At 49.2% G+C, this 18,104-nt stretch carries 21 protein-coding genes and 1 other RNA gene; 9 read left to right on the top strand and 13 right to left on the bottom strand.

The genetic code is table 11. The annotated features are described in order from the left end of the window. Positions 1–11: 11 nt before the first annotated feature. From glaH to smpB, 3 genes are all read right to left on the bottom strand, one after another. Positions 12–989, bottom strand: a complete 978-nt coding sequence (glaH, locus tag FEM44_RS03115) for a glutarate dioxygenase GlaH (protein WP_135521419.1) — start codon at positions 987–989, stop codon at positions 12–14. Positions 990–1,639: 650 nt separating this feature from the next. After that, positions 1,640–2,002, bottom strand: a transfer-messenger RNA (tmRNA) gene (gene ssrA, locus FEM44_RS03110). Positions 2,003–2,216: 214 nt separating this feature from the next. Then, entirely contained in the window at positions 2,217–2,699 is a 483-nt protein-coding gene (gene smpB, locus FEM44_RS03105; RefSeq protein ID WP_000162574.1) for an SsrA-binding protein SmpB, read from the bottom strand. 169 nt (positions 2,700–2,868) lie between these two features. Here smpB and ratA point away from each other — a divergent pair, with 169 nt between their 5' ends. Continuing rightward, complete coding sequence (gene ratA, locus FEM44_RS03100) at positions 2,869–3,306, top strand: type II toxin-antitoxin system toxin RatA (protein WP_001339419.1); 438 nt, start codon at positions 2,869–2,871, stop codon at positions 3,304–3,306. Then, positions 3,296–3,586, top strand: coding sequence for an RnfH family protein (locus FEM44_RS03095; RefSeq protein ID WP_001117835.1), 291 nt, complete (start codon positions 3,296–3,298; stop codon positions 3,584–3,586). Before ratA ends, FEM44_RS03095 begins: the two co-directional genes overlap by 11 nt. A 58-nt stretch (positions 3,587–3,644) precedes the next feature. Here the strand turns inward: FEM44_RS03095 and bamE are convergent, their stop codons facing one another. The 3 genes from bamE to nadK all read right to left on the bottom strand — a co-directional run bounded on the left by bamE (position 3,645) and on the right by nadK (position 6,763). Then, positions 3,645–3,989, bottom strand: a complete 345-nt coding sequence (gene bamE, locus FEM44_RS03090) for an outer membrane protein assembly factor BamE (protein WP_064529892.1) — start codon at positions 3,987–3,989, stop codon at positions 3,645–3,647. Between the two features lie 148 nt (positions 3,990–4,137). Then, positions 4,138–5,799, bottom strand: a complete 1,662-nt coding sequence (gene recN, locus FEM44_RS03085; RefSeq protein ID WP_135521420.1) for a DNA repair protein RecN — start codon at positions 5,797–5,799, stop codon at positions 4,138–4,140. An 85-nt stretch (positions 5,800–5,884) separates the two neighbouring features. After that, positions 5,885–6,763, bottom strand: coding sequence for an NAD(+) kinase (gene nadK, locus FEM44_RS03080; protein ID WP_001059169.1), 879 nt, complete (start codon positions 6,761–6,763; stop codon positions 5,885–5,887). A gap of 123 nt (positions 6,764–6,886) precedes the next feature. Here nadK and grpE point away from each other — a divergent pair, with 123 nt between their 5' ends. Then, entirely contained in the window at positions 6,887–7,477 is a 591-nt protein-coding gene (gene grpE, locus FEM44_RS03075) for a nucleotide exchange factor GrpE (protein WP_135521422.1), read from the top strand. Positions 7,478–7,510: 33 nt separating this feature from the next. On the opposite strand, the gene FEM44_RS03070 is transcribed toward grpE, so the two are convergent. The 3 genes from FEM44_RS03070 to FEM44_RS03060 all read right to left on the bottom strand — a co-directional run bounded on the left by FEM44_RS03070 (position 7,511) and on the right by FEM44_RS03060 (position 10,329). Continuing rightward, complete coding sequence (locus tag FEM44_RS03070; RefSeq protein ID WP_135521425.1) at positions 7,511–8,110, bottom strand: DUF6630 family protein; 600 nt, start codon at positions 8,108–8,110, stop codon at positions 7,511–7,513. Between the two features lie 120 nt (positions 8,111–8,230). Beyond that, entirely contained in the window at positions 8,231–9,517 is a 1,287-nt protein-coding gene (locus FEM44_RS03065) for an HlyC/CorC family transporter (protein WP_010723175.1), read from the bottom strand. A 20-nt stretch (positions 9,518–9,537) separates the two neighbouring features. Next, positions 9,538–10,329 carry a cytochrome C assembly family protein gene (locus tag FEM44_RS03060; RefSeq protein ID WP_135521445.1) on the bottom strand — a complete coding sequence of 264 codons (792 nt, stop codon included), beginning with the start codon at positions 10,327–10,329 and terminating at the stop codon, positions 9,538–9,540. Between the two features lie 166 nt (positions 10,330–10,495). On the opposite strand from FEM44_RS03060, the gene ffh reads away from it, so the two are divergent. The 5 genes from ffh to rplS all read left to right on the top strand — a co-directional run bounded on the left by ffh (position 10,496) and on the right by rplS (position 13,996). Next, complete coding sequence (gene ffh, locus FEM44_RS03055) at positions 10,496–11,857, top strand: signal recognition particle protein (RefSeq protein WP_000460035.1); 1,362 nt, start codon at positions 10,496–10,498, stop codon at positions 11,855–11,857. A 136-nt stretch (positions 11,858–11,993) separates the two neighbouring features. Next, a complete protein-coding gene (gene rpsP, locus FEM44_RS03050) occupies positions 11,994–12,242 on the top strand; it encodes a 30S ribosomal protein S16 (RefSeq protein ID WP_000256450.1) in 249 nt (82 codons plus the stop codon). An 18-nt stretch (positions 12,243–12,260) separates the two neighbouring features. After that, on the top strand, positions 12,261–12,809 hold the full coding sequence (rimM, locus tag FEM44_RS03045) for a ribosome maturation factor RimM (RefSeq protein WP_000043335.1): 549 nt from the start codon (positions 12,261–12,263) through the stop codon (positions 12,807–12,809). Between the two features lie 30 nt (positions 12,810–12,839). Then, positions 12,840–13,607 (top strand): tRNA (guanosine(37)-N1)-methyltransferase TrmD, encoded by a 768-nt coding sequence (trmD, locus tag FEM44_RS03040; RefSeq protein ID WP_000264781.1) that lies wholly within the window; start codon positions 12,840–12,842, stop codon positions 13,605–13,607. Positions 13,608–13,648: 41 nt separating this feature from the next. Beyond that, complete coding sequence (rplS, locus tag FEM44_RS03035; protein ID WP_000065253.1) at positions 13,649–13,996, top strand: 50S ribosomal protein L19; 348 nt, start codon at positions 13,649–13,651, stop codon at positions 13,994–13,996. Between the two features lie 76 nt (positions 13,997–14,072). On the opposite strand, the gene FEM44_RS03030 is transcribed toward rplS, so the two are convergent. The 4 genes from FEM44_RS03030 to FEM44_RS03015 all read right to left on the bottom strand — a co-directional run bounded on the left by FEM44_RS03030 (position 14,073) and on the right by FEM44_RS03015 (position 16,818). Next, positions 14,073–14,555 carry an OmpA family protein gene (locus FEM44_RS03030; protein WP_130261275.1) on the bottom strand — a complete coding sequence of 161 codons (483 nt, stop codon included), beginning with the start codon at positions 14,553–14,555 and terminating at the stop codon, positions 14,073–14,075. Positions 14,556–14,570: 15 nt separating this feature from the next. Further along, positions 14,571–15,794, bottom strand: coding sequence for a diguanylate cyclase DgcN (dgcN, locus tag FEM44_RS03025; protein ID WP_130217283.1), 1,224 nt, complete (start codon positions 15,792–15,794; stop codon positions 14,571–14,573). After that, complete coding sequence (locus FEM44_RS03020) at positions 15,787–16,305, bottom strand: YfiR family protein (RefSeq protein WP_130221575.1); 519 nt, start codon at positions 16,303–16,305, stop codon at positions 15,787–15,789. Before FEM44_RS03020 ends, dgcN begins: the two co-directional genes overlap by 8 nt. A gap of 150 nt (positions 16,306–16,455) precedes the next feature. After that, positions 16,456–16,818, bottom strand: coding sequence for a DUF2799 domain-containing protein (locus FEM44_RS03015; protein WP_130221576.1), 363 nt, complete (start codon positions 16,816–16,818; stop codon positions 16,456–16,458). 211 nt (positions 16,819–17,029) lie between these two features. On the opposite strand from FEM44_RS03015, the gene aroF reads away from it, so the two are divergent. Further along, positions 17,030–18,100, top strand: a complete 1,071-nt coding sequence (gene aroF, locus FEM44_RS03010) for a 3-deoxy-7-phosphoheptulonate synthase AroF (protein WP_135521427.1) — start codon at positions 17,030–17,032, stop codon at positions 18,098–18,100. The last annotated feature ends 4 nt before the right edge of the window (positions 18,101–18,104 follow it).

Raw genomic sequence — 18,104 nt, 5'->3', positions numbered from 1 at the left:
TTCCTTTGCGCTTACTGATGCGTCTGGTAGTGGTTAGTGGCGTAAGCGAAATAGCCGCGCTGGCGCATCAGTTCACGACGCAGATCCGGATGCGCGGTAAAGCGGTCGCGACCGTGCAGCCAGAACAGGTTGTTAATCAACAGGAATTTGCCAACGGGAACGGGCACAGAAAGAATGCCTTTGCTGGTTTCAATGGCATCGGAAAGCTCGCTCAACCACACGCCTTCTTCGAAGTCTTTTGGCTGGACGAACTGGTCGATATAGCGCATCACCGGGCGACCCTGCTGATCGACGTCGAACACTGGATGGAATACATCTTTGCTGACGTTTTTACTCGGCGGCGCGGCAAAGCGCATCGGACGGCGCGCCAGCGGGTGGCTGAAAAAGTGGTCCAGATGTTCCCAGTCATCGAGATGCAGCAGCAGCGAATTTCCGCCCTGCATGTTTTGCTCATCGATTTTCATCATCAGCACGTAGTCGGTGATTTCTTCAACGTAGGTGCCGTCGTTGTGCAGCTCCATCACGCGGTGCGGCTGACGCAGATAGCTGTCTGAGTTATCGACATTTTTCACCACAAAACGCGCGTAATACTGACCGCTCATCGCATCGAAATTGGAACGACCAATCAGATGCGCTACCGCCGTTGCCAGCTTCACCATCTCGTCCGCCTGCTTCACATCATCGACCCCCACGGCGTTGATTAGCAGCGCACCTTCAGCGCGGTTTAGCAACGTCGTCAACAGCAACGGTTGCAGCTGGTTCGCACAGAGATCGTCAAGAATTTTGCCTACCCGAAAACGCAGAAACGATTTGTACTCCAGCGCCTGCACGGGCCACTCGGCAACCTGTTCGAGGAACTGTTTGGTCGTCTGTTCGGTGAAGGTGAGTTCCAGCAGACGCGGGGATTGCGCCGACGGGGTGAGGGTGAATCCGCTATAGTCCTGGCCTGAATCGACAGTGTTATTTTGTACGGCGGTCAGTGCATTCATCAGAAGCGATCCTCTTATGAGATGTAGGGTGACATGGCGATGCTCATTTCGTAGCCATAATCTAAAAATATCTACATTTCTGAAAAATGCGCACAAAAGTTACATATTGTTTTCTTATTGTGATCGAAAGCAACAAATGATTAACATTTGGTTTGGTGAGTACCAGATGCTTTTTTAGGGGAATAACGAGTTAAAACATTACTCTATTGTTGATTGTAGGGGCGTGTATAAGCATGATTTCAAACTTTAAAATAAACTTACCCTGCGATTTAATGCAAGGTGAGTCAATTTTCTATAACCCATTGTAAGCAGGGAATTTTTAGCACAGCATTCTTTTTGCAGAGGGGTAACAAGAGTGCCTCCTTGCGTTTAGGCTCAACGAACACAAGGGGGATTTTCGTTGGGTCTATTAATGGACTAAAAAGTTCGGATTTAAGTCAGGAACGTATTAATGCAATTCAGTACGGGACACAGAGAATACAGCCAGATCTTTGTTACATTGGCGATGGTTTTCTCTCTATTGAAAAAGGAGAGGGAAGGCTATAAGCGTAAAGCAGAAAGAGCAATACGGGGTCGTAAAATTCGTCGCCATTTTGCCGCCACTACCAAAGAAAAAGGGGCTACGCTTTCACGTAACCCCTTGATTTATTTGGTGGAGCTGGCGGGAGTTGAACCCGCGTCCGAAATTCCTACATCCTCGGTACTACATGCTTAGTCAGTCTTTACATTCGCTTGCCAGCTGCGGACGGACACGCCACTAACAAACTAGCCTGATTAAGTTTTAACGCTTCAACCCCAGGCAGGGCTTCCACGCGATCTCTTTTGGGTTTGACCTCTCTTGATCCCCGTCCTAAGAGCGGAGGCTAGGGAGAGAGGGCTCTAAGCAGGTTATTAAGCTGCTAAAGCGTAGTTTTCGTCGTTTGCGACTATTTTTTGCGGCTTTTTACGAGGCCAACCGCCCCTCGGCATGCACCTTGGGTTTCGCAAATCCCGTCGAATCCAGAATCAGCCCCAATGTGTAACGTTAAGTATACCAGATTTTTGAGCGCCATGACTAGCCCCAAAGGCGTTATCATCCTGGAATTAGCGCCTGCATAGTATGATTTTTCTTCGATTAAGCAATAGGATGGCTACATCAGTGTCAGATTTGACAGTCGACAAGATGTTCATTCGCGCCACCGGATAGGGAGGCGCGGTGAAGATTTGATTAGTATCGCTTATATAGGTTTAACGGTGCGCGTTTTTCATGATACGTGCTTTATCAACCTGCCATTCGCGTTCTTTGATATCAGAACGTTTATCGTGTTGTTTCTTACCTTTCGCGACGCCGATTTTTACTTTGCACCAGGCATTTTTCCAGTACAGGGAGAGCGCCACTACGGTATAACCTTCACGGTTCACTCGGCCATAGAGAGAGTCAAGTTCGCGCTGGTTGAGAAGCAGTTTGCGGGTGCGAGTAGGGTCGCACACCACGTGCGTGGAAGCCACTGCCATCGGCGTGATGTTTGCTCCAAACAGGAACGCTTCTCCGTCGCGCAGAAGGACATAGCTGTCGCTAATATTGGCTTTTCCTGCGCGCAGGGATTTAACTTCCCAGCCTTGCAGGGCAAGTCCCGCTTCGAACTCTTCTTCAATAAAGTATTCGTGACGGGCGCGCTTGTTAAGCGCGATGGTCGCTGAACCAGGTTTATGTGCTTTTTTCTTCGTCATAAGCGTCGTGAATCATCGGTAATCTGAAATCGAAAATACCCCATATCAATCCTGCGGGGGACAAGGCTCTATCTTAGCATGAACCGGATGTTACCCAGCGTTGGGATAGCGTTTTTTTACGGCAGGATAAATGATATTATTTGTTGGATTTTTGTTGATGGAAATTGTTATGCCTCAGATTAGCCGGACCGCACTGGTACCCTACAGCGCGGAGCAAATGTATCAGTTAGTGAATGACGTTCAGTCTTATCCTCAGTTTTTACCAGGGTGCACTGGAAGCCGGATTCTGGAGTCCACTCCTGGGCAGATGACCGCTGCGGTAGATGTCTCTAAGGCTGGGATCAGCAAAACGTTTACAACCCGCAACCAGTTGACCAGTAACCAAAGTATTCTGATGAGTCTGGTTGATGGACCGTTTAAGAAATTGATCGGCGGCTGGAAGTTTACGCCGTTGAGCCAGGACGCGTGCCGTATTGAGTTTCATCTCGACTTTGAGTTTACCAATAAGTTGATTGAACTCGCCTTTGGTCGCGTGTTTAAAGAGCTGGCAGCTAATATGGTGCAGGCTTTTACTGTTCGTGCAAAAGAGGTCTACAGTGCCAGGTAAAATTGCCGTTGAGGTGGCTTACGCATTACCCGAGAAACAATACCTGCAACGGGTAACATTGCAGGAGGGCGCGACGGTTGAAGAAGCAATTCGCGCCAGTGGCTTGCTGGAATTGCGTACCGATATCGATTTAACTAAAAACAAAGTCGGCATTTACAGCCGTCCGGCAAAACTGAGCGATATCGTGCGCGATGGCGATCGTGTAGAGATTTATCGACCACTGATTGCCGATCCGAAAGAGCTTCGTAGACAGCGCGCAGAAAAATCGGCGAATAAATAGCAGGCAAAAAAAAGGTGCTCATTGAGCACCTTTTTTTAATCGCTATAAACAGCAAATTTTATTCGTTGCCAGTCAGCGCGGGTTTGTTATCAATGTTGGTCAACACACCGCTACTGTTAAAGGTCAGCGTCAGCGTTTGCTGCGTTACACCTTCATGACCTGGTTGCTGACGGAACACATAGAACCAGGTATTCGTACCAAATGGATCGGACATCAGCGGTGTACCCAATGCGTACGCAACTTGTTGTTGCGTCATGCCAACACGTATTTTGGATACGTCGTTAGCGGTCAGATAGTTCCCCTGGTTGATGTCAGGACGGTAAACCACTCGCTCCAGAGTGGAACAGCCTGCGGTCAACATCAATAGTACTGCTGCTGCAGCAGTCAGCGTTTTACAGCGCATAGTGATTTGATTCCTTTTCGGGCCCGAGCAGTACGTGGCTCATCTGTAATATGCCGATGATAATAGACCTTTCATCACTTTAAAACCTTTTGCTTTCCGGTCTTACGGCGTTTTGCTGTTTACTCTGACCGTGAAGCAGGAAAAAAGTTTACGCCGCAAGCAGTTCTTTCGCATTCGCCAGTGTGTTACGTGTGACTTCACTGCCACCAAGCAGGCGCGCCAGCTCCTGTAACCGCGCTTTTTTGTCCAGCGACTCCATATGAGTTTCGGTCATCGCGCCATCGGTTTCTTTGCTGACAAAATAGTGTTGATGACCGCATCCTGCGACTTGTGGCAAATGGGTAACACACATCACCTGGGTTGATTCGCCAAGCTGACGTAGCAGTTTGCCGACAACTGCCGCTGTTGGACCGCTAATCCCAACATCCACTTCATCAAAAATCAGTGCCGGGGTTTCCATTTTACGCGCGGTAATGACCTGGATTGCCAATGCGATGCGGGACAATTCACCACCGGATGCGACTTTGGCAATAGGCTGCATTGGCTGACCAGGGTTGGTGGTTACCCGAAACTCAATACGATCGGCACCGTCAATGCCCAGGTGATGCTCGTCAAATTTAACATCAATCGTAAACTGGCCATGCGGCATAGAGAGTGCATGCATACTATCGGTGATCAGCTGTGCCAACTCATTTGCATAATGCTGGCGTTGCTGGTGTAACGCGCGTGCCGTTTCCAGTGCTTGCTGATGATGTTTCGTTACCGCCAGCGCGAGCGTTTCTTGTGAGTCGGCCTGATCGTCCAGTTGCTGCTGTTCTTCCAGTAGCGACTGATAATACTGTGGCAATGCCTCAGGGCTGACGTGATGTTTACGTGCCAGCGAAATCTGTTTTGAGATGCGCTGTTCAAGTTCAAACAAGCGGTTAGGGTCGAGATCCAGACGATCGCAGTAGTGGCGCAGTTCGTCGCTGGCTTCAGCAACCTGGATAGTAGCTTCTTCCAGCATATCAAGTACGCCGGACAGTTTGCTGTCCATGCCAATCAATTCGCTCACCAGCTGTTTAGCCGTGTAAAGCTGACTTTGCAGGTTTGCGTCTTCACCGTCGGCCATTAATGCCAATGCATTCTGGCTCGTAGTCAGTAATTGACCGCTGTTCGCCAGACGTTTGTACTCTTCGTCAATTTGCTCAAACTCTCCGGGCTGCGGATTAAATTCGTTAAGTTCTTTTAATTGGTATTGCAGCAGTTCCGCACGGGCGGCGCGTTCCTGACTTAGTTGTTGATGGTGCGCGAGGTCGCGGCAGCTTTGATGCCACAACTGATAACGTGCGGTCATTTCTTGGAGCAGAGAGGTTTCATTTGCGTAGCCATCAAGCAGGAATTTTTGGTGCTCGAGTTTGGTGAGTAATTGATGAGCGTGCTGGCCATGGATCTGAATCAGCAACTGACCCAGTTCGCGCAGTTGTGACAGAGGAACAGCTGTACCGTTGATAAAACCACGGGAGCGACCATCGCTACTGATTACGCGACGAAGCAGGCATTCATGGCCATCTTCCAGTTGGTTTTCTTCCAGCCAGCGCAGAGCTGCTGGCGTATCTTTCAGTGAAAAACGGGCGCACAGGTCAGCGCGAGCAGCGCCGGTACGCACCATGTCGGCTTCAGCGCGACCACCGAGACAAAGGCCGAGGGCATCTATCGCAATAGATTTACCCGCGCCGGTTTCACCGGTTATTACGGTCATGCCGCTGTGAAAATCAATCTCAAGCTCACGAACGATAGCAAAGTTGCTGATGGTCAGTTGTGCCAACATAGTCGTTTTCCTGTATGAAAAACCATTACTGTTATTGTGTACAGTATAAACTGGTTTTATATACAGTAAAGAGGCTGGCGTAAAATTAGAATAATTTTTTTGACCAGCCGAGCTTTGTGCTTAATGTATTGAAATAGCTGTAATCTTTCGGATGAATCAGATTCAGATGGTAATCACAGCGCCGAATCAGGACATCTTCACCTTCCTGAATCGGCAGTGCTATCTGGCTGTCGCAACTGATTTCCAGGTCGTTACGGCGATGCGAAAAACGCAGACGGATCGTGCTGCTGCTGTTTATGACCAGTGGTCGCGCTGACAATGTATGCGGGAACATTGGCACCAGGGTAATTGCATCCAGAGAGGGTGTCAGAATCGGGCCGCCCGCAGAGAGGGAATAGGCAGTGGAGCCTGTTGGCGTTGAAATAATTAGTCCATCAGATCGCTGAGAAAACGCAAAGATCTCGTCGATATACACTTCGAACTCAATCATATGCGCCACTTTGCCAGGATGTAGTACCACTTCATTAATCGCGGTGCTGATGCGTTTCTGGCAATCTTGCTGGCAAACTTGCGCTTCCAGCAAAAAACGTTTTTCGCTGATGTAATGACCTTCCAGTACATCGGCCAACTGTTGCTGTGCGTTATCGGGATCAAGGTCGGTCAGGAAACCCAGGTTGCCACGGTTGATACCGATGACTTTTATGTCGTAGCGGGCGAGTGTGCGCGCTGCGCCCAGCATATTGCCATCGCCACCAACGACTACTGCGAGATCAGCCAGTTGCCCAATCTCCGCGAGCGTGCCAGTTTTCACATTCTTCAGTTGCAGTTCGTGAGCGATTTGTTGCTCAACGATGACCTCGTAACCTTTTGTGCACAGCCAGCGGTAGAGCATTTCATGTGTTGTCAGTGCAGTAGGGTGCCGTGGGTGTCCCACAATGCCAATACACTTGAAATGATTATTCATTTTTCCGAGGTCCTTGTTGCGAAGATTGATGACAATGTGAGTGCTTCCCTTGAAACCCTGAAACTGATCCCCATAATAAGCGAAGTTAGCGAGATGAATGCGAAAAAAAACGCGGAGAAATTCATGAGTAGTAAAGAACAGAAAACGCCTGAGGGGCAAGCCCCGGAAGAAATTATCATGGATCAGCACGAAGAGATTGAGGCAGTTGAGCCAGAAGCTTCTGCTGAGCAGGTGGATCCGCGCGATGAAAAAATTGCGAATCTCGAAGCTCAGCTGGCTGAAGCTCAGACCCGTGAACGTGACGGTATTTTGCGCGTAAAAGCCGAAATGGAAAACCTGCGTCGTCGTACTGAACTGGATATCGAAAAAGCGCATAAATTCGCGCTGGAGAAATTCATCAACGAATTGCTGCCGGTAATTGATAGCCTGGATCGCGCGCTGGAAGTGGCTGATAAAGCTAACCCGGATATGTCTGCGATGGTTGAAGGCATTGAGCTGACGCTGAAGTCGATGCTGGATGTAGTACGTAAATTTGGCGTTGATGTGATTGCCGAAACGAATGTACCGCTGGACCCGAACGTGCATCAGGCCATCGCAATGGTGGAATCTGACGACGTTGCACCGGGTAACGTATTGGGTATCATGCAGAAAGGTTATACGCTGAACGGTCGTACGATTCGCGCAGCGATGGTTACTGTAGCGAAGGCGAAGTAAATGTCTGATGGCCGACGTTAAGTCGGCCATTTTTTAGCTTAAAAAATCCTGCACTTCCAGCCACGGCGTGTTGAAATCATCTATTTTTTCATATTCGCTCATTGGCAAAACGACCACGTTATAGGTGTCAGATCCTTCATTCAGATCAAAAATCTGAAAGCCCCTTTTATTGAGTTCGGTTTGGATGCGTTCAAAGATTTCGTCAAGGTAGCGGTCTCCGGCTTCACAGACATCGGAGATTTCATCCTCTTGGGTTATTTCGACAAGAAGACTCCTTAATTCCTCAGAAGCTGTCAGGTTTTTTGTGAGCCCATAAAAGCGATCTGCAGCAAAATTAGCCAGCTCACCTTCTTCATCTTCACCTTTCCAGTCAACGAGTTGAATTAATCCTTCACCGCGTAGAACCTGTAAAAATGCCTGCGCCAGGTCATGATTTCCGAGAGCGCCTCCACTGCAATCGAGGACGTCTTGCAATCCATATTCATCTTCGTCTTCAAAGATTTCAGGTTGCGTCGAAAGTTGAGCGAAAATAGTGGGCCATAAGGTTGGGGTGTGCTGTAAAAAAACGCTGGCGACGACGTTGAGGTCGTCTGCAAAATCCTTATCCCATTCAATTACATAGTCTTCTGACATAACATCAATATCCTTTCCGAATGCTTGAAAAGACATTATTACATTGCTAAGTAAATGACAGGAATTGATGGAATCCTAAAAGACGGCGATAAAAAAGGCGAACCGGAGTTCGCCATTGTGTTACTCCGCCACACTCTCGCGCAGCGGTTTCACAGGAAAAACTTTTACCTGCTTAATCATATTGTCCTGTACGTCGAGAATATCGATATCGTACTCGCCAATACGTACGCGGGTGCCTGCAACAGGGATCTCTTCCAGCGCTTCCAGAATGACGCCGTTAACAGTTCGAGCATCATCTTCCGGTAGATGCCAGTTAAAGGCTTTGTTAATTTCTCGCACGTTGGCGGTGCCATCGATAATCACCGAACCGTCGTTTTGCGGCGTGACTTCTTCGGCGAGGGTCGGCGACATGGATGTGGTGAAATCACCAACTATCTCTTCGAGAATATCTTCGACCGTCACCAGTCCCTGAATATCTCCGTATTCGTTGACGACCAGGCCGACTTTCTTTTTGTTGCGCTGAAACTTCACCAGCTGCGTGCTGAGCGGCGTACCTTCCGGGACAAAATAGATCTCGTCCGCGGCGCGTAGCATGGTTTCTTTGGTGAACTCTTTTTTCTCCGACATCAACCGCCAGGCTTCACGTACTCGCAGCATACTGATGGCGTCGTCCAGCGAGTCACGGTAGAGCACGATACGTCCGTGAGGTGAGTGGGAGAGTTGGCGCAGAATCGATTTCCAGTCATCGTTGATATCAATACCGATAATTTCACTGCGCGGCACCATGATGTCATCGACGGTCATTTTTTCCAGATCGAGTACCGACAGCAGCATATCCTGATTGCGACGGGAAATTTGTGAGCGCGATTCGTGCACGATAGTACGCAACTCTTCTTTGCTCAAAGAGCCGCTAACCACGATATCGGTTTTGATGCCCATCATGCGCATTAACATGCGGGTAATAGCATTCAGCAACCAGACCAGCGGCATCATCAAAATTTGCAGAGGTGCTAACAGAAAACTACTCGGATAAGCGACTTTTTCCGGGTACAGCGCGGCAATGGTTTTCGGCAATACCTCAGCAAAAACCAGTACGACAAAAGTCAGCACACCAGTCGCAATTGCCACGCCCGCATCGCCGTACAAACGCATCCCGACAATAGTGCCGAGCGCGGAGGCAAGAATATTGACCAGGTTATTGCCGATTAACACCAGGCTTATCAGGCGGTCTGGCTTACGCAGCAATTTTTCGACGCGTTTGGCCGAGCGATTGCCCTGTTTCGCCATATGCCGTAGACGATAGCGGTTGAGTGTCATCATTCCGGTTTCGGACCCGGAAAAATAGGCTGAAATGACCACCATGATGATCAGAATAATGATCAACGTAGTAGTAGAAATGTGTTCCAGGGGAAACTCCTTTTCTGGGTTTAGCTGATTAACTGCTGGACAATTCGACTGCCGAAGTAGGCCAGTGTCAGAATGACTGCACCCGCAACGTTAAACCAGACGACGCGGCGTCCACGCCATCCTTCATGATAATGTCCCCACAGCAGCACAATATAGACAAACCACGCCACGATAGAGAGCACAGCCTTGTCGATATTTTCCATGCTAAATAAGTTGTGCATGTAGAACAGGCCAGTGCAAAGAGTAAGCGTTAACAGCACCACGCCAATCTGCGTAATGTGGAACATTTTTCGCTCGATACTCATCAATGGCGGCATTTCCTGACTGAATGCCAACTTTTTATTCTTCAGTTGGTAATCAATCCATGCCAGTTGCAACGCGTACAGGGCGGCAATTATCAGCGTGGCGTAGGAAAAGAGCGATAAGCCAATGTGCACCAGCATCCCAGGCGTGGCTTCCAGATGGGTGATGTATTCATTGGGCATGAAGGTCGCCAGCGCCAGGTTGATAAGCGCAAATGCATAGACAATGGGTAGCAGCAACCAGCCACGATTGCGAGAAGCCACAATGGTCATTACCGTACAAATCATCAAACTGACCAATGAACCAACGTTCAGCAGGCTGAGGTTTTGTCCGCTATCGCCGCCTGGCAAAATGCGGGCTTCAAGAGCGATAGCGTGGCAGACCAGCGCGATGACCGCAGAAATAATAGCCATGCGCCGCCAGCCGCCGTTTTTTTGCAGCAGACCGGGAACAATCAGCGCAAGACTGACGGAGTAGGCGACAAGCGCGAGCAGAGCAAAAACGGGCATAGTAATGTCGACAGTTTGAGCAATAAGAAAGAGAAGCAGTATAGCGTCAGGTGAACGCTGCTCCAACCGTTGCATAACAACAAAGACGCCTTCATGTTATACTGCGGCAAAATACAGATGATGTGTCGCGATTGCGGCCAACCGTTTCCACCCCAGGCGAGAGACAATGTTTGATAATTTAACCGATCGTTTGTCGCGCACGCTGCGCAATATCAGTGGCCGTGGACGCCTCACTGAAGACAACGTAAAAGATACGCTGCGCGAAGTGCGCATGGCGCTGCTGGAGGCGGACGTCGCTCTGCCGGTAGTGCGTGAGTTTATCAATCGCGTAAAAGAGAAAGCGGTTGGTCATGAAGTTAATAAGAGCCTGACGCCGGGGCAGGAGTTCGTCAAAATCGTCCGTAACGAACTGGTTGCGGCGATGGGCGAAGAGAACCAGACCCTGAACCTGGCTGCGCAACCGCCTGCGGTCGTGCTGATGGCGGGCCTGCAAGGTGCCGGTAAAACAACCAGCGTGGGCAAACTCGGTAAGTTCCTGCGCGAGAAGCACAAGAAGAAAGTGCTGGTGGTTTCTGCCGACGTTTATCGTCCGGCGGCAATCAAACAGCTTGAGACGCTGGCAGAGCAGGTGGGCGTTGATTTCTTCCCTTCAGATGTTGGTCAGAAGCCGGTAGATATCGTTAACGCGGCGCTGAAAGAAGCCAAACTGAAATTCTACGACGTGCTGCTGGTGGATACCGCTGGTCGTCTGCACGTTGATGAAGCGATGATGGACGAGATCAAACAAGTCCACGCTTCGATTAATCCGGTTGAAACCCTGTTTGTGGTTGACGCTATGACCGGTCAGGATGCGGCCAATACGGCAAAAGCGTTCAATGAAGCGTTACCGCTTACCGGCGTAGTGTTGACCAAAGTGGACGGTGATGCGCGTGGCGGTGCGGCGCTTTCTATTCGCCATATTACCGGCAAGCCTATCAAGTTCCTCGGTGTTGGCGAGAAAACAGAGGCGCTGGAGCCGTTCCACCCGGACCGTATCGCTTCCCGTATTCTCGGCATGGGCGATGTTCTGTCGCTGATCGAAGATATCGAAAGCAAAGTTGACCGCGCGCAGGCTGAGAAATTAGCCAGCAAGCTGAAAAAAGGCGACGGCTTCGATCTCAACGACTTCCTTGAGCAGCTGCGCCAGATGAAAAATATGGGCGGCATGGCCAGCCTAATGGGCAAGCTGCCGGGCATGGGGCAGATCCCGGATAACGTCAAGTCGCAGATGGACGATAAAGTGCTGGTGCGTATGGAAGCCATCATCAACTCGATGACGATGAAAGAGCGCGCTAAGCCAGAAATCATCAAAGGTTCGCGTAAGCGTCGTATCGCTGCCGGTTGCGGTATGCAGGTGCAGGATGTTAACCGCCTTCTGAAGCAGTTCGACGACATGCAGCGCATGATGAAGAAAATGAAGAAGGGCGGAATGGCGAAGATGATGAGAAGCATGAAAGGGATGATGCCGCCGGGATTTCCTGGTCGCTAAATGACCTTATGCGACAGAGTTATTAACTGCTGATTGCATTTTCTCCAGAAATCAGTAAAATTTTCGGGCTTTTAATATGACACCGGACTCCGTTCCTCGATGGGGTCCGGTTGTTTTATTCACACAAGAGGATGTTATGGTAACTATTCGTTTAGCACGTCACGGCGCTAAAAAGCGTCCGTTCTACCAGGTTGTTGTCGCTGACAGCCGTAATGCACGCAACGGTCGCTTCATCGAGCGCGTTGGTTTCTTCAACCCAATCGCTAGCGAAAAAGAAGAAGGCACTCGCCTGGATCTGGATCGCATCGCTCACTGGGTTGGCCAGGGCGCAACTATTTCTGATCGCGTTGCTGCGCTGATCAAAGAAGTAAACAAAGCAGCTTAATCTGTCACGGTGGTCATGATGAGCAAACAACTCACCGCGCAAGCACCTGTTGATCCCATCGTTTTGGGAAAAATGGGTTCGTCTTACGGTATTCGTGGGTGGCTCAGAGTGTTTTCTTCCACCGAAGACGCCGAAAGCATTTTTGACTATCAGCCTTGGTTTATCCAGAAGGCGGGTCAGTGGCAGCAAGTCCAGCTGGAAAGCTGGAAGCACCACAATCAGGACATGATCATCAAGCTGAAAGGCGTTGACGATCGTGATGCGGCGAACCTGCTGACGAATTGTGAAATTGTCGTGGATTCATCGCAACTGCCTCAGCTTGAAGAGGGTGACTACTACTGGAAAGACCTGATGGGCTGCCAGGTAGTAACCACTGAAGGCTACGATCTCGGTAAAGTCGTCGATATGATGGAAACCGGATCTAATGACGTTCTCGTCATTAAGGCAAACCTGAAAGATGCGTTTGGTATCAAGGAACGTCTCGTACCGTTCCTCGATGGGCAGGTTATCAAGAAAGTCGATCTCACTACTCGTTCAATCGAAGTAGATTGGGATCCTGGTTTTTAAACCACCGGATAAACGGTAAAAGACGGCGCTATGTGGATTGGCATAATTAGCCTGTTTCCTGAAATGTTCCGCGCAATTACCGATTACGGGGTAACTGGCCGGGCAGTTAAAAATGGCCTGCTGAGCATCCAGAGCTGGAGTCCTCGCGACTTCACGCATGACCGGCACCGTACCGTGGACGATCGTCCTTACGGCGGCGGACCGGGGATGTTAATGATGGTGCAACCCTTGCGGGACGCCATTCATGCAGCAAAAGCCGCGGCGGGTGAAGGCGCAAAGGTGATATATCTGTCACCACAGGGACGCAAGCTTGATCAAGCGGGCGTCAGCGAACTGGCAACGAATCAAAAATTGATTCTGGTGTGCGGTCGCTACGAAGGTATAGATGAGCGCGTGATCCAAACCGAAATTGACGAAGAATGGTCAATCGGCGATTACGTTCTCAGTGGTGGTGAGTTACCAGCAATGACGCTGATTGACTCGGTTTCCCGGTTTATTCCGGGAGTATTGGGACATGAAGCCTCAGCAACGGAAGATTCCTTTGCTGAAGGATTGCTGGATTGCCCGCACTATACGCGGCCTGAGGTGTTAGAAGGGATGGAAGTTCCGTCAGTGTTACTGTCGGGCAACCATGCCGAGATACGTCGCTGGCGTTTGAAACAGTCGCTGGGCCGTACCTGGCTTAGAAGACCTGAACTTCTGGAAAACCTGGCTCTGACTGAAGAGCAAGCAAGGTTGCTGGCGGAGTTCAAAACGGAACACGCACAACAGCAACATAAACATGATGGGATGGCGTAAGCCCCCGAGATATCAGTTTACCCAGGATAAGAGATTAAATTATGAGCAACATTATTAAGCAACTTGAACAAGAGCAGATGAAGCAGGACGTACCTTCCTTCCGTCCGGGTGATACCGTGGAAGTGAAAGTATGGGTTGTTGAAGGTTCCAAAAAACGTCTGCAGGCATTCGAGGGCGTGGTTATCGCTATTCGTAACCGCGGTCTGCACTCTGCATTCACTGTTCGTAAAATTTCCAACGGCGAAGGCGTTGAGCGTGTCTTCCAGACTCACTCTCCGGTAGTTGACAGCATTTCTGTCAAACGTCGTGGTGCTGTTCGTAAAGCTAAACTGTACTACCTGCGTGAGCGTACTGGTAAGGCTGCTCGTATCAAAGAGCGTCTTAACTAAGATTTCGCTTAAGCGACATCCTGTTAAGAAGGGCTGGCCAATTGGCTGGCCCTTTTTTTATTTATTGAAATTGCGTTTACGGTGCACTGATCACCACAGCGACGCGACGGTTCTCGGCGCGACCCTGTGCGGTCTTGTTACTGGCGATGGGGTATTTTTTCCCTAAGCCCTGAGTGGTGAGATTGCTGCGAGGAATTTGTCCACCTTCTGCCCACGCATCGGCGACGACATTTGCCCGCTTCAGCGATAAAGCTTCGTTGTAACTGTCCTCGCCGTAATTGTCGGTATGTCCATCCATACGGGCATGGGTTAAGCCCGTGGAGGTCAGTTTTGCGGCCATGGTCTGGATCTGTTGCTGACTTTCCGGGAGCAGTTTGTAGTCATTTTTAGCAAACAGAATGGTATCAGATAAGCCCAGCGACCAGTCGCCAGCGGATTCAGTAAAACCATAAGACTGCATAGCGGCGACTTGTTCTGGAGTAAACTTCCCTTGTGGTGACTGGCAGCCAGTCAGTATCAGTGAAGAGAACATCAGGGGAACTACCAGTTGCTTTATCATGTAGATATTTCCTTGTTATTTCACCAGCTTTTTAGCGCGCTGGTGTTTGGCCTGATACATATTATGGTCGGCCAGCTCTTGTAATTTTTCGGCGGAGACGTGCTCAATGGTCATCGCGTAACCAATGCTTAATGTCATAGTGGTTTGATGGCCATTATTAAGATCGAATGGTCGATTAAAAATTTGCGTCAGTGCCGTGCAAATCCGCTGCACTTCAGATTCCGACTGCACGCCATAGAGGACCATAGCGAATTCATCGCCGCCAATGCGGTATGCCTGATGTCGCAGCCCACCAAATTCAGCTAATCGTTTTGCCACTTCAATCAAGACCTGATCTCCCGTCGCATGACCCCAGGTATCATTGATATATTTGAAATTATCGCCATCAAGAAACAGTAATGCCGACGTTTTTCGGGCATCGGAACTGTTCATCAACGTGTTGATGCCGCTACGAAACGCTGCGCGGTTAGCCAGCCCGGTTAATGGGTCATGTAGCGCGGTACGTAGAAGCTGCGCATTTTTGGCCTGTAAACGAAGCTGCCACTCTTCCATTTCATCTAGCAGACTGTTGAAGTCGAGAGCGAAGCGGTGAAACTCTGCGATACGTTCTTCCGAAACTCGTCGGGAAAAATTGCGGTTGGAACGCACATCATGTACGACATCGGTGATGTTTTTTAACGCTTCAACCAGACCATTGTGCAAATGGCGGGTGAGGGTAATCGCGATGCCTGATGCCAGCAGAATACATGCAGTCAGGACAGCGAGTGAAAACCAGATAAAATGGCTAATTGAGCTGTCGCGTGCGGTTAACTGCACTTCGCCAATGGTTTCGCCATTGTGGCGAATTGGTTGAATGACGGGAGCCGGAAAGAGCCAGTGGCTAATGAAATTACTGAAGGTATCTCCCGGTTCTCTGGCAGTGTAGTGCCAGGAAGCAATAATGTTTTGCTGATTATCACGCACTTCTGCGGTTGAAAATTGGCCTTGCTGACCTAGTGCGGCCAGAGTTTCTGTTGCTGCAGGACCATCGGCAAAAACGACCGCAGCTTCCAGGCTGTAAGTCATTGTTGCAGCGGTTAGTGCCAGGTTTTTTTGCGCGTATTGTTTCAGGGTTAGTACTGACGTCACGGAAAGCAGCAGCCAGATCAGCGTCATAGTGATAAATATGCTAGTCATGCTGATGTTGCGTAATGCTCTTTTAAACGTGGGGCGCTTATGAAGAGAATTATCGTTATCCATCGTTTTTCTTCCGTGCGAGCATTAAGACATCCGGGTTGACCTTAACACCACTACGCGATAAGGCATCCAGGTTTACGGCAAACCTGACGTTATTATTGTTGATGACCAGACAAAATGCGCTGCCAATAATGCACTCGGTATTTTGTTCGGCAATTAATAATAACGCCTTAGACGGATATTGTTCGATTAATTCTGTCTGGAATGTCGGTGACTCGCTGCCAAAATAAAAACCATTGCAGCCTGAAATCATCGCCTCTTGTTTGTTGTTAACGATGACAGGCAGATAAGGTAAAGGCGTCGCACCTTTCTCTTGCAGGGCGGTGCTAAATCGTGAAGATGAAAAAATACATAGTCTTGGCGGGCCAGATACCGTCGGCCAGCGAGTGTAGCTTACGATACCGGAAACCATTAAACGCACATTTTTCGCAACGTCAGTGGTTTCCTGAGCGAGTAATGGCGCGCCTGCCAGAAGGAATAGCAGCAGTAAGAACAGTAGGTGAGAAAAGCGCATTCAGGGATCCTCACCATCTTCGCTCGAAACGCATCGAAAATTTTTCAGAATGTTCATTAAAATATCATTCTTTTGTGTAGTCGTCATCCAGAAGAGAATTAAAAATCGAATAAGTTAAATCTTATGATTAATTTTGTGGTGGGATTTAAATTAATTAAGTCTCATCGTGCGGGCATTTTCATCAGCTCCTTTTTGCCATACTTCATGCAATTGGCTGGCATTTTCTACATTGTTGCAGCTGGCAGGGAAACTTTTACCGGAAAGCCCTCGGGCATAAGTAAAATCGACCTGGCAGGTTTTCTTTTGCCCTTCGGCATATCCTTTAAGATATATCCCCCGATCAGCCTGTGAATCGTTAAAAGCATCGTCATTTTTTATAGCAACGCCTGATATCGCATCTTCCATACCAACATCATACCAGTCAGTGCTGGTCAAGGTTGGTGCGTGAGTATAGGGATCAATCTGACAGCCGCTAACAACCAAAGCTAACAAAGGTGCGATAAAGTGTTTCATTGTTTTTTCTCCTTTTTCAAAGCATAGCGGATTGTTTTTATTGTGTGTGTAAATTTATTTGTACATTTATTGATGGTTAAAACGCATATGAATTGCTTCTGTAAACTATTATTTACGAAATATGGATTGAAATCTTTACTCGTTGTGATATCGTTGCGTCATCCTCGCTGAGGATCAACTATCGCAAACGAGCATAAACAGGATCGCCATCATGCAAAAAGACGCGCTGAACAACGTACATATTACCGACGAACAGGTTCTGATGACCCCGGAACAGTTGAAGGCAGCTTTTCCATTAAGCCGACAACAAGAGGCCCAGATTGCTGATTCGCGTAAAACTATTTCAGATATCATCGCCGGGCACGATCCCCGGCTGCTGGTGGTGTGTGGTCCTTGTTCCATTCATGATCCTGAAACTGCACTGGAATATGCTCGTCGATTTAAAGCCCTTGCCGCAGAGGTCAGCGATAGCCTCTATTTGGTGATGCGCGTCTATTTTGAAAAGCCCCGTACTACTGTCGGCTGGAAAGGGTTGATTAACGATCCACATATGGATGGCTCCTTTGATGTTGAAACAGGATTAAAGATTGCACGTAAGTTGCTGTTGGAACTGGTAGATATGGGATTACCGTTGGCGACGGAAGCGTTAGATCCAAACAGCCCGCAATATTTGGGTGACCTGTTTAGTTGGTCGGCAATTGGGGCTCGTACCACGGAATCGCAAACGCACCGTGAAATGGCATCCGGGCTTTCCATGCCGGTTGGTTTTAAAAACGGCACTGATGGCAGTCTGGCGACAGCAATCAATGCTATGCGTGCCGCTGCACAACCGCATCGCTTTGTTGGTATTAATCAGGCAGGACAGGTGGCGCTGCTACAAACTCAGGGTAATCCTGACGGACATGTGATCCTGCGCGGCGGTAAAGCACCGAACTACAGCCCTGCGGATGTCGCGCAATGTGAAAAAGAGATGGAACAGGCGGGACTGCGCCCCTCACTGATGGTAGATTGCAGCCACGGTAATTCCAATAAAGATTATCGCCGTCAGCCTGCGGTGGCAGAATCCGTGGTTGCTCAAATTAAAGATGGCAATCGCTCAATTATTGGTCTGATGATCGAAAGTAACATCCACGAAGGCAATCAGTCTTCCGAGCAACCGCGCAGTGAAATGAAATACGGTGTATCCGTAACAGATGCCTGCATAAGCTGGGAAATGACCGATGCCTTGCTGCGTGAGATTCATCAGGATCTGAACGGGCAGCTGACGGCGCGCGTGGCTTAAGAGG

It is taken from the genome of Escherichia sp. E4742 (assembly GCF_005843885.1).
Lineage (GTDB): Bacteria > Pseudomonadota > Gammaproteobacteria > Enterobacterales > Enterobacteriaceae > Escherichia.
Note: the sequence above shows the minus strand (reverse complement) of the source record. Positions and strands in the feature narration are given on the sequence as shown.

What these genes read in the sequence shown, in the direction of transcription:
- glaH (WP_135521419.1), bottom strand. Translation starts at nt 989, where the DNA reads ATGAATGCACTGACCGCCGTACAAAATAACACTGTCGATTCAGGCCAG.
- smpB (WP_000162574.1), bottom strand. Translation starts at nt 2,699, where the DNA reads ATGACGAAGAAAAAAGCACATAAACCTGGTTCAGCGACCATCGCGCTT.
- ratA (WP_001339419.1), top strand. Translation starts at nt 2,869, where the DNA reads ATGCCTCAGATTAGCCGGACCGCACTGGTACCCTACAGCGCGGAGCAA.
- bamE (WP_064529892.1), bottom strand. Translation starts at nt 3,989, where the DNA reads ATGCGCTGTAAAACGCTGACTGCTGCAGCAGCAGTACTATTGATGTTG.
- recN (WP_135521420.1), bottom strand. Translation starts at nt 5,799, where the DNA reads ATGTTGGCACAACTGACCATCAGCAACTTTGCTATCGTTCGTGAGCTT.
- nadK (WP_001059169.1), bottom strand. Translation starts at nt 6,763, where the DNA reads ATGAATAATCATTTCAAGTGTATTGGCATTGTGGGACACCCACGGCAC.
- grpE (WP_135521422.1), top strand. Translation starts at nt 6,887, where the DNA reads ATGAGTAGTAAAGAACAGAAAACGCCTGAGGGGCAAGCCCCGGAAGAA.
- FEM44_RS03070 (WP_135521425.1), bottom strand. Translation starts at nt 8,110, where the DNA reads ATGTCAGAAGACTATGTAATTGAATGGGATAAGGATTTTGCAGACGAC.
- FEM44_RS03060 (WP_135521445.1), bottom strand. Translation starts at nt 10,329, where the DNA reads ATGCCCGTTTTTGCTCTGCTCGCGCTTGTCGCCTACTCCGTCAGTCTT.
- ffh (WP_000460035.1), top strand. Translation starts at nt 10,496, where the DNA reads ATGTTTGATAATTTAACCGATCGTTTGTCGCGCACGCTGCGCAATATC.
- rpsP (WP_000256450.1), top strand. Translation starts at nt 11,994, where the DNA reads ATGGTAACTATTCGTTTAGCACGTCACGGCGCTAAAAAGCGTCCGTTC.
- rimM (WP_000043335.1), top strand. Translation starts at nt 12,261, where the DNA reads ATGAGCAAACAACTCACCGCGCAAGCACCTGTTGATCCCATCGTTTTG.
- trmD (WP_000264781.1), top strand. Translation starts at nt 12,840, where the DNA reads ATGTGGATTGGCATAATTAGCCTGTTTCCTGAAATGTTCCGCGCAATT.
- rplS (WP_000065253.1), top strand. Translation starts at nt 13,649, where the DNA reads ATGAGCAACATTATTAAGCAACTTGAACAAGAGCAGATGAAGCAGGAC.
- FEM44_RS03030 (WP_130261275.1), bottom strand. Translation starts at nt 14,555, where the DNA reads ATGATAAAGCAACTGGTAGTTCCCCTGATGTTCTCTTCACTGATACTG.
- dgcN (WP_130217283.1), bottom strand. Translation starts at nt 15,794, where the DNA reads ATGGATAACGATAATTCTCTTCATAAGCGCCCCACGTTTAAAAGAGCA.
- FEM44_RS03020 (WP_130221575.1), bottom strand. Translation starts at nt 16,305, where the DNA reads ATGCGCTTTTCTCACCTACTGTTCTTACTGCTGCTATTCCTTCTGGCA.
- FEM44_RS03015 (WP_130221576.1), bottom strand. Translation starts at nt 16,818, where the DNA reads ATGAAACACTTTATCGCACCTTTGTTAGCTTTGGTTGTTAGCGGCTGT.
- aroF (WP_135521427.1), top strand. Translation starts at nt 17,030, where the DNA reads ATGCAAAAAGACGCGCTGAACAACGTACATATTACCGACGAACAGGTT.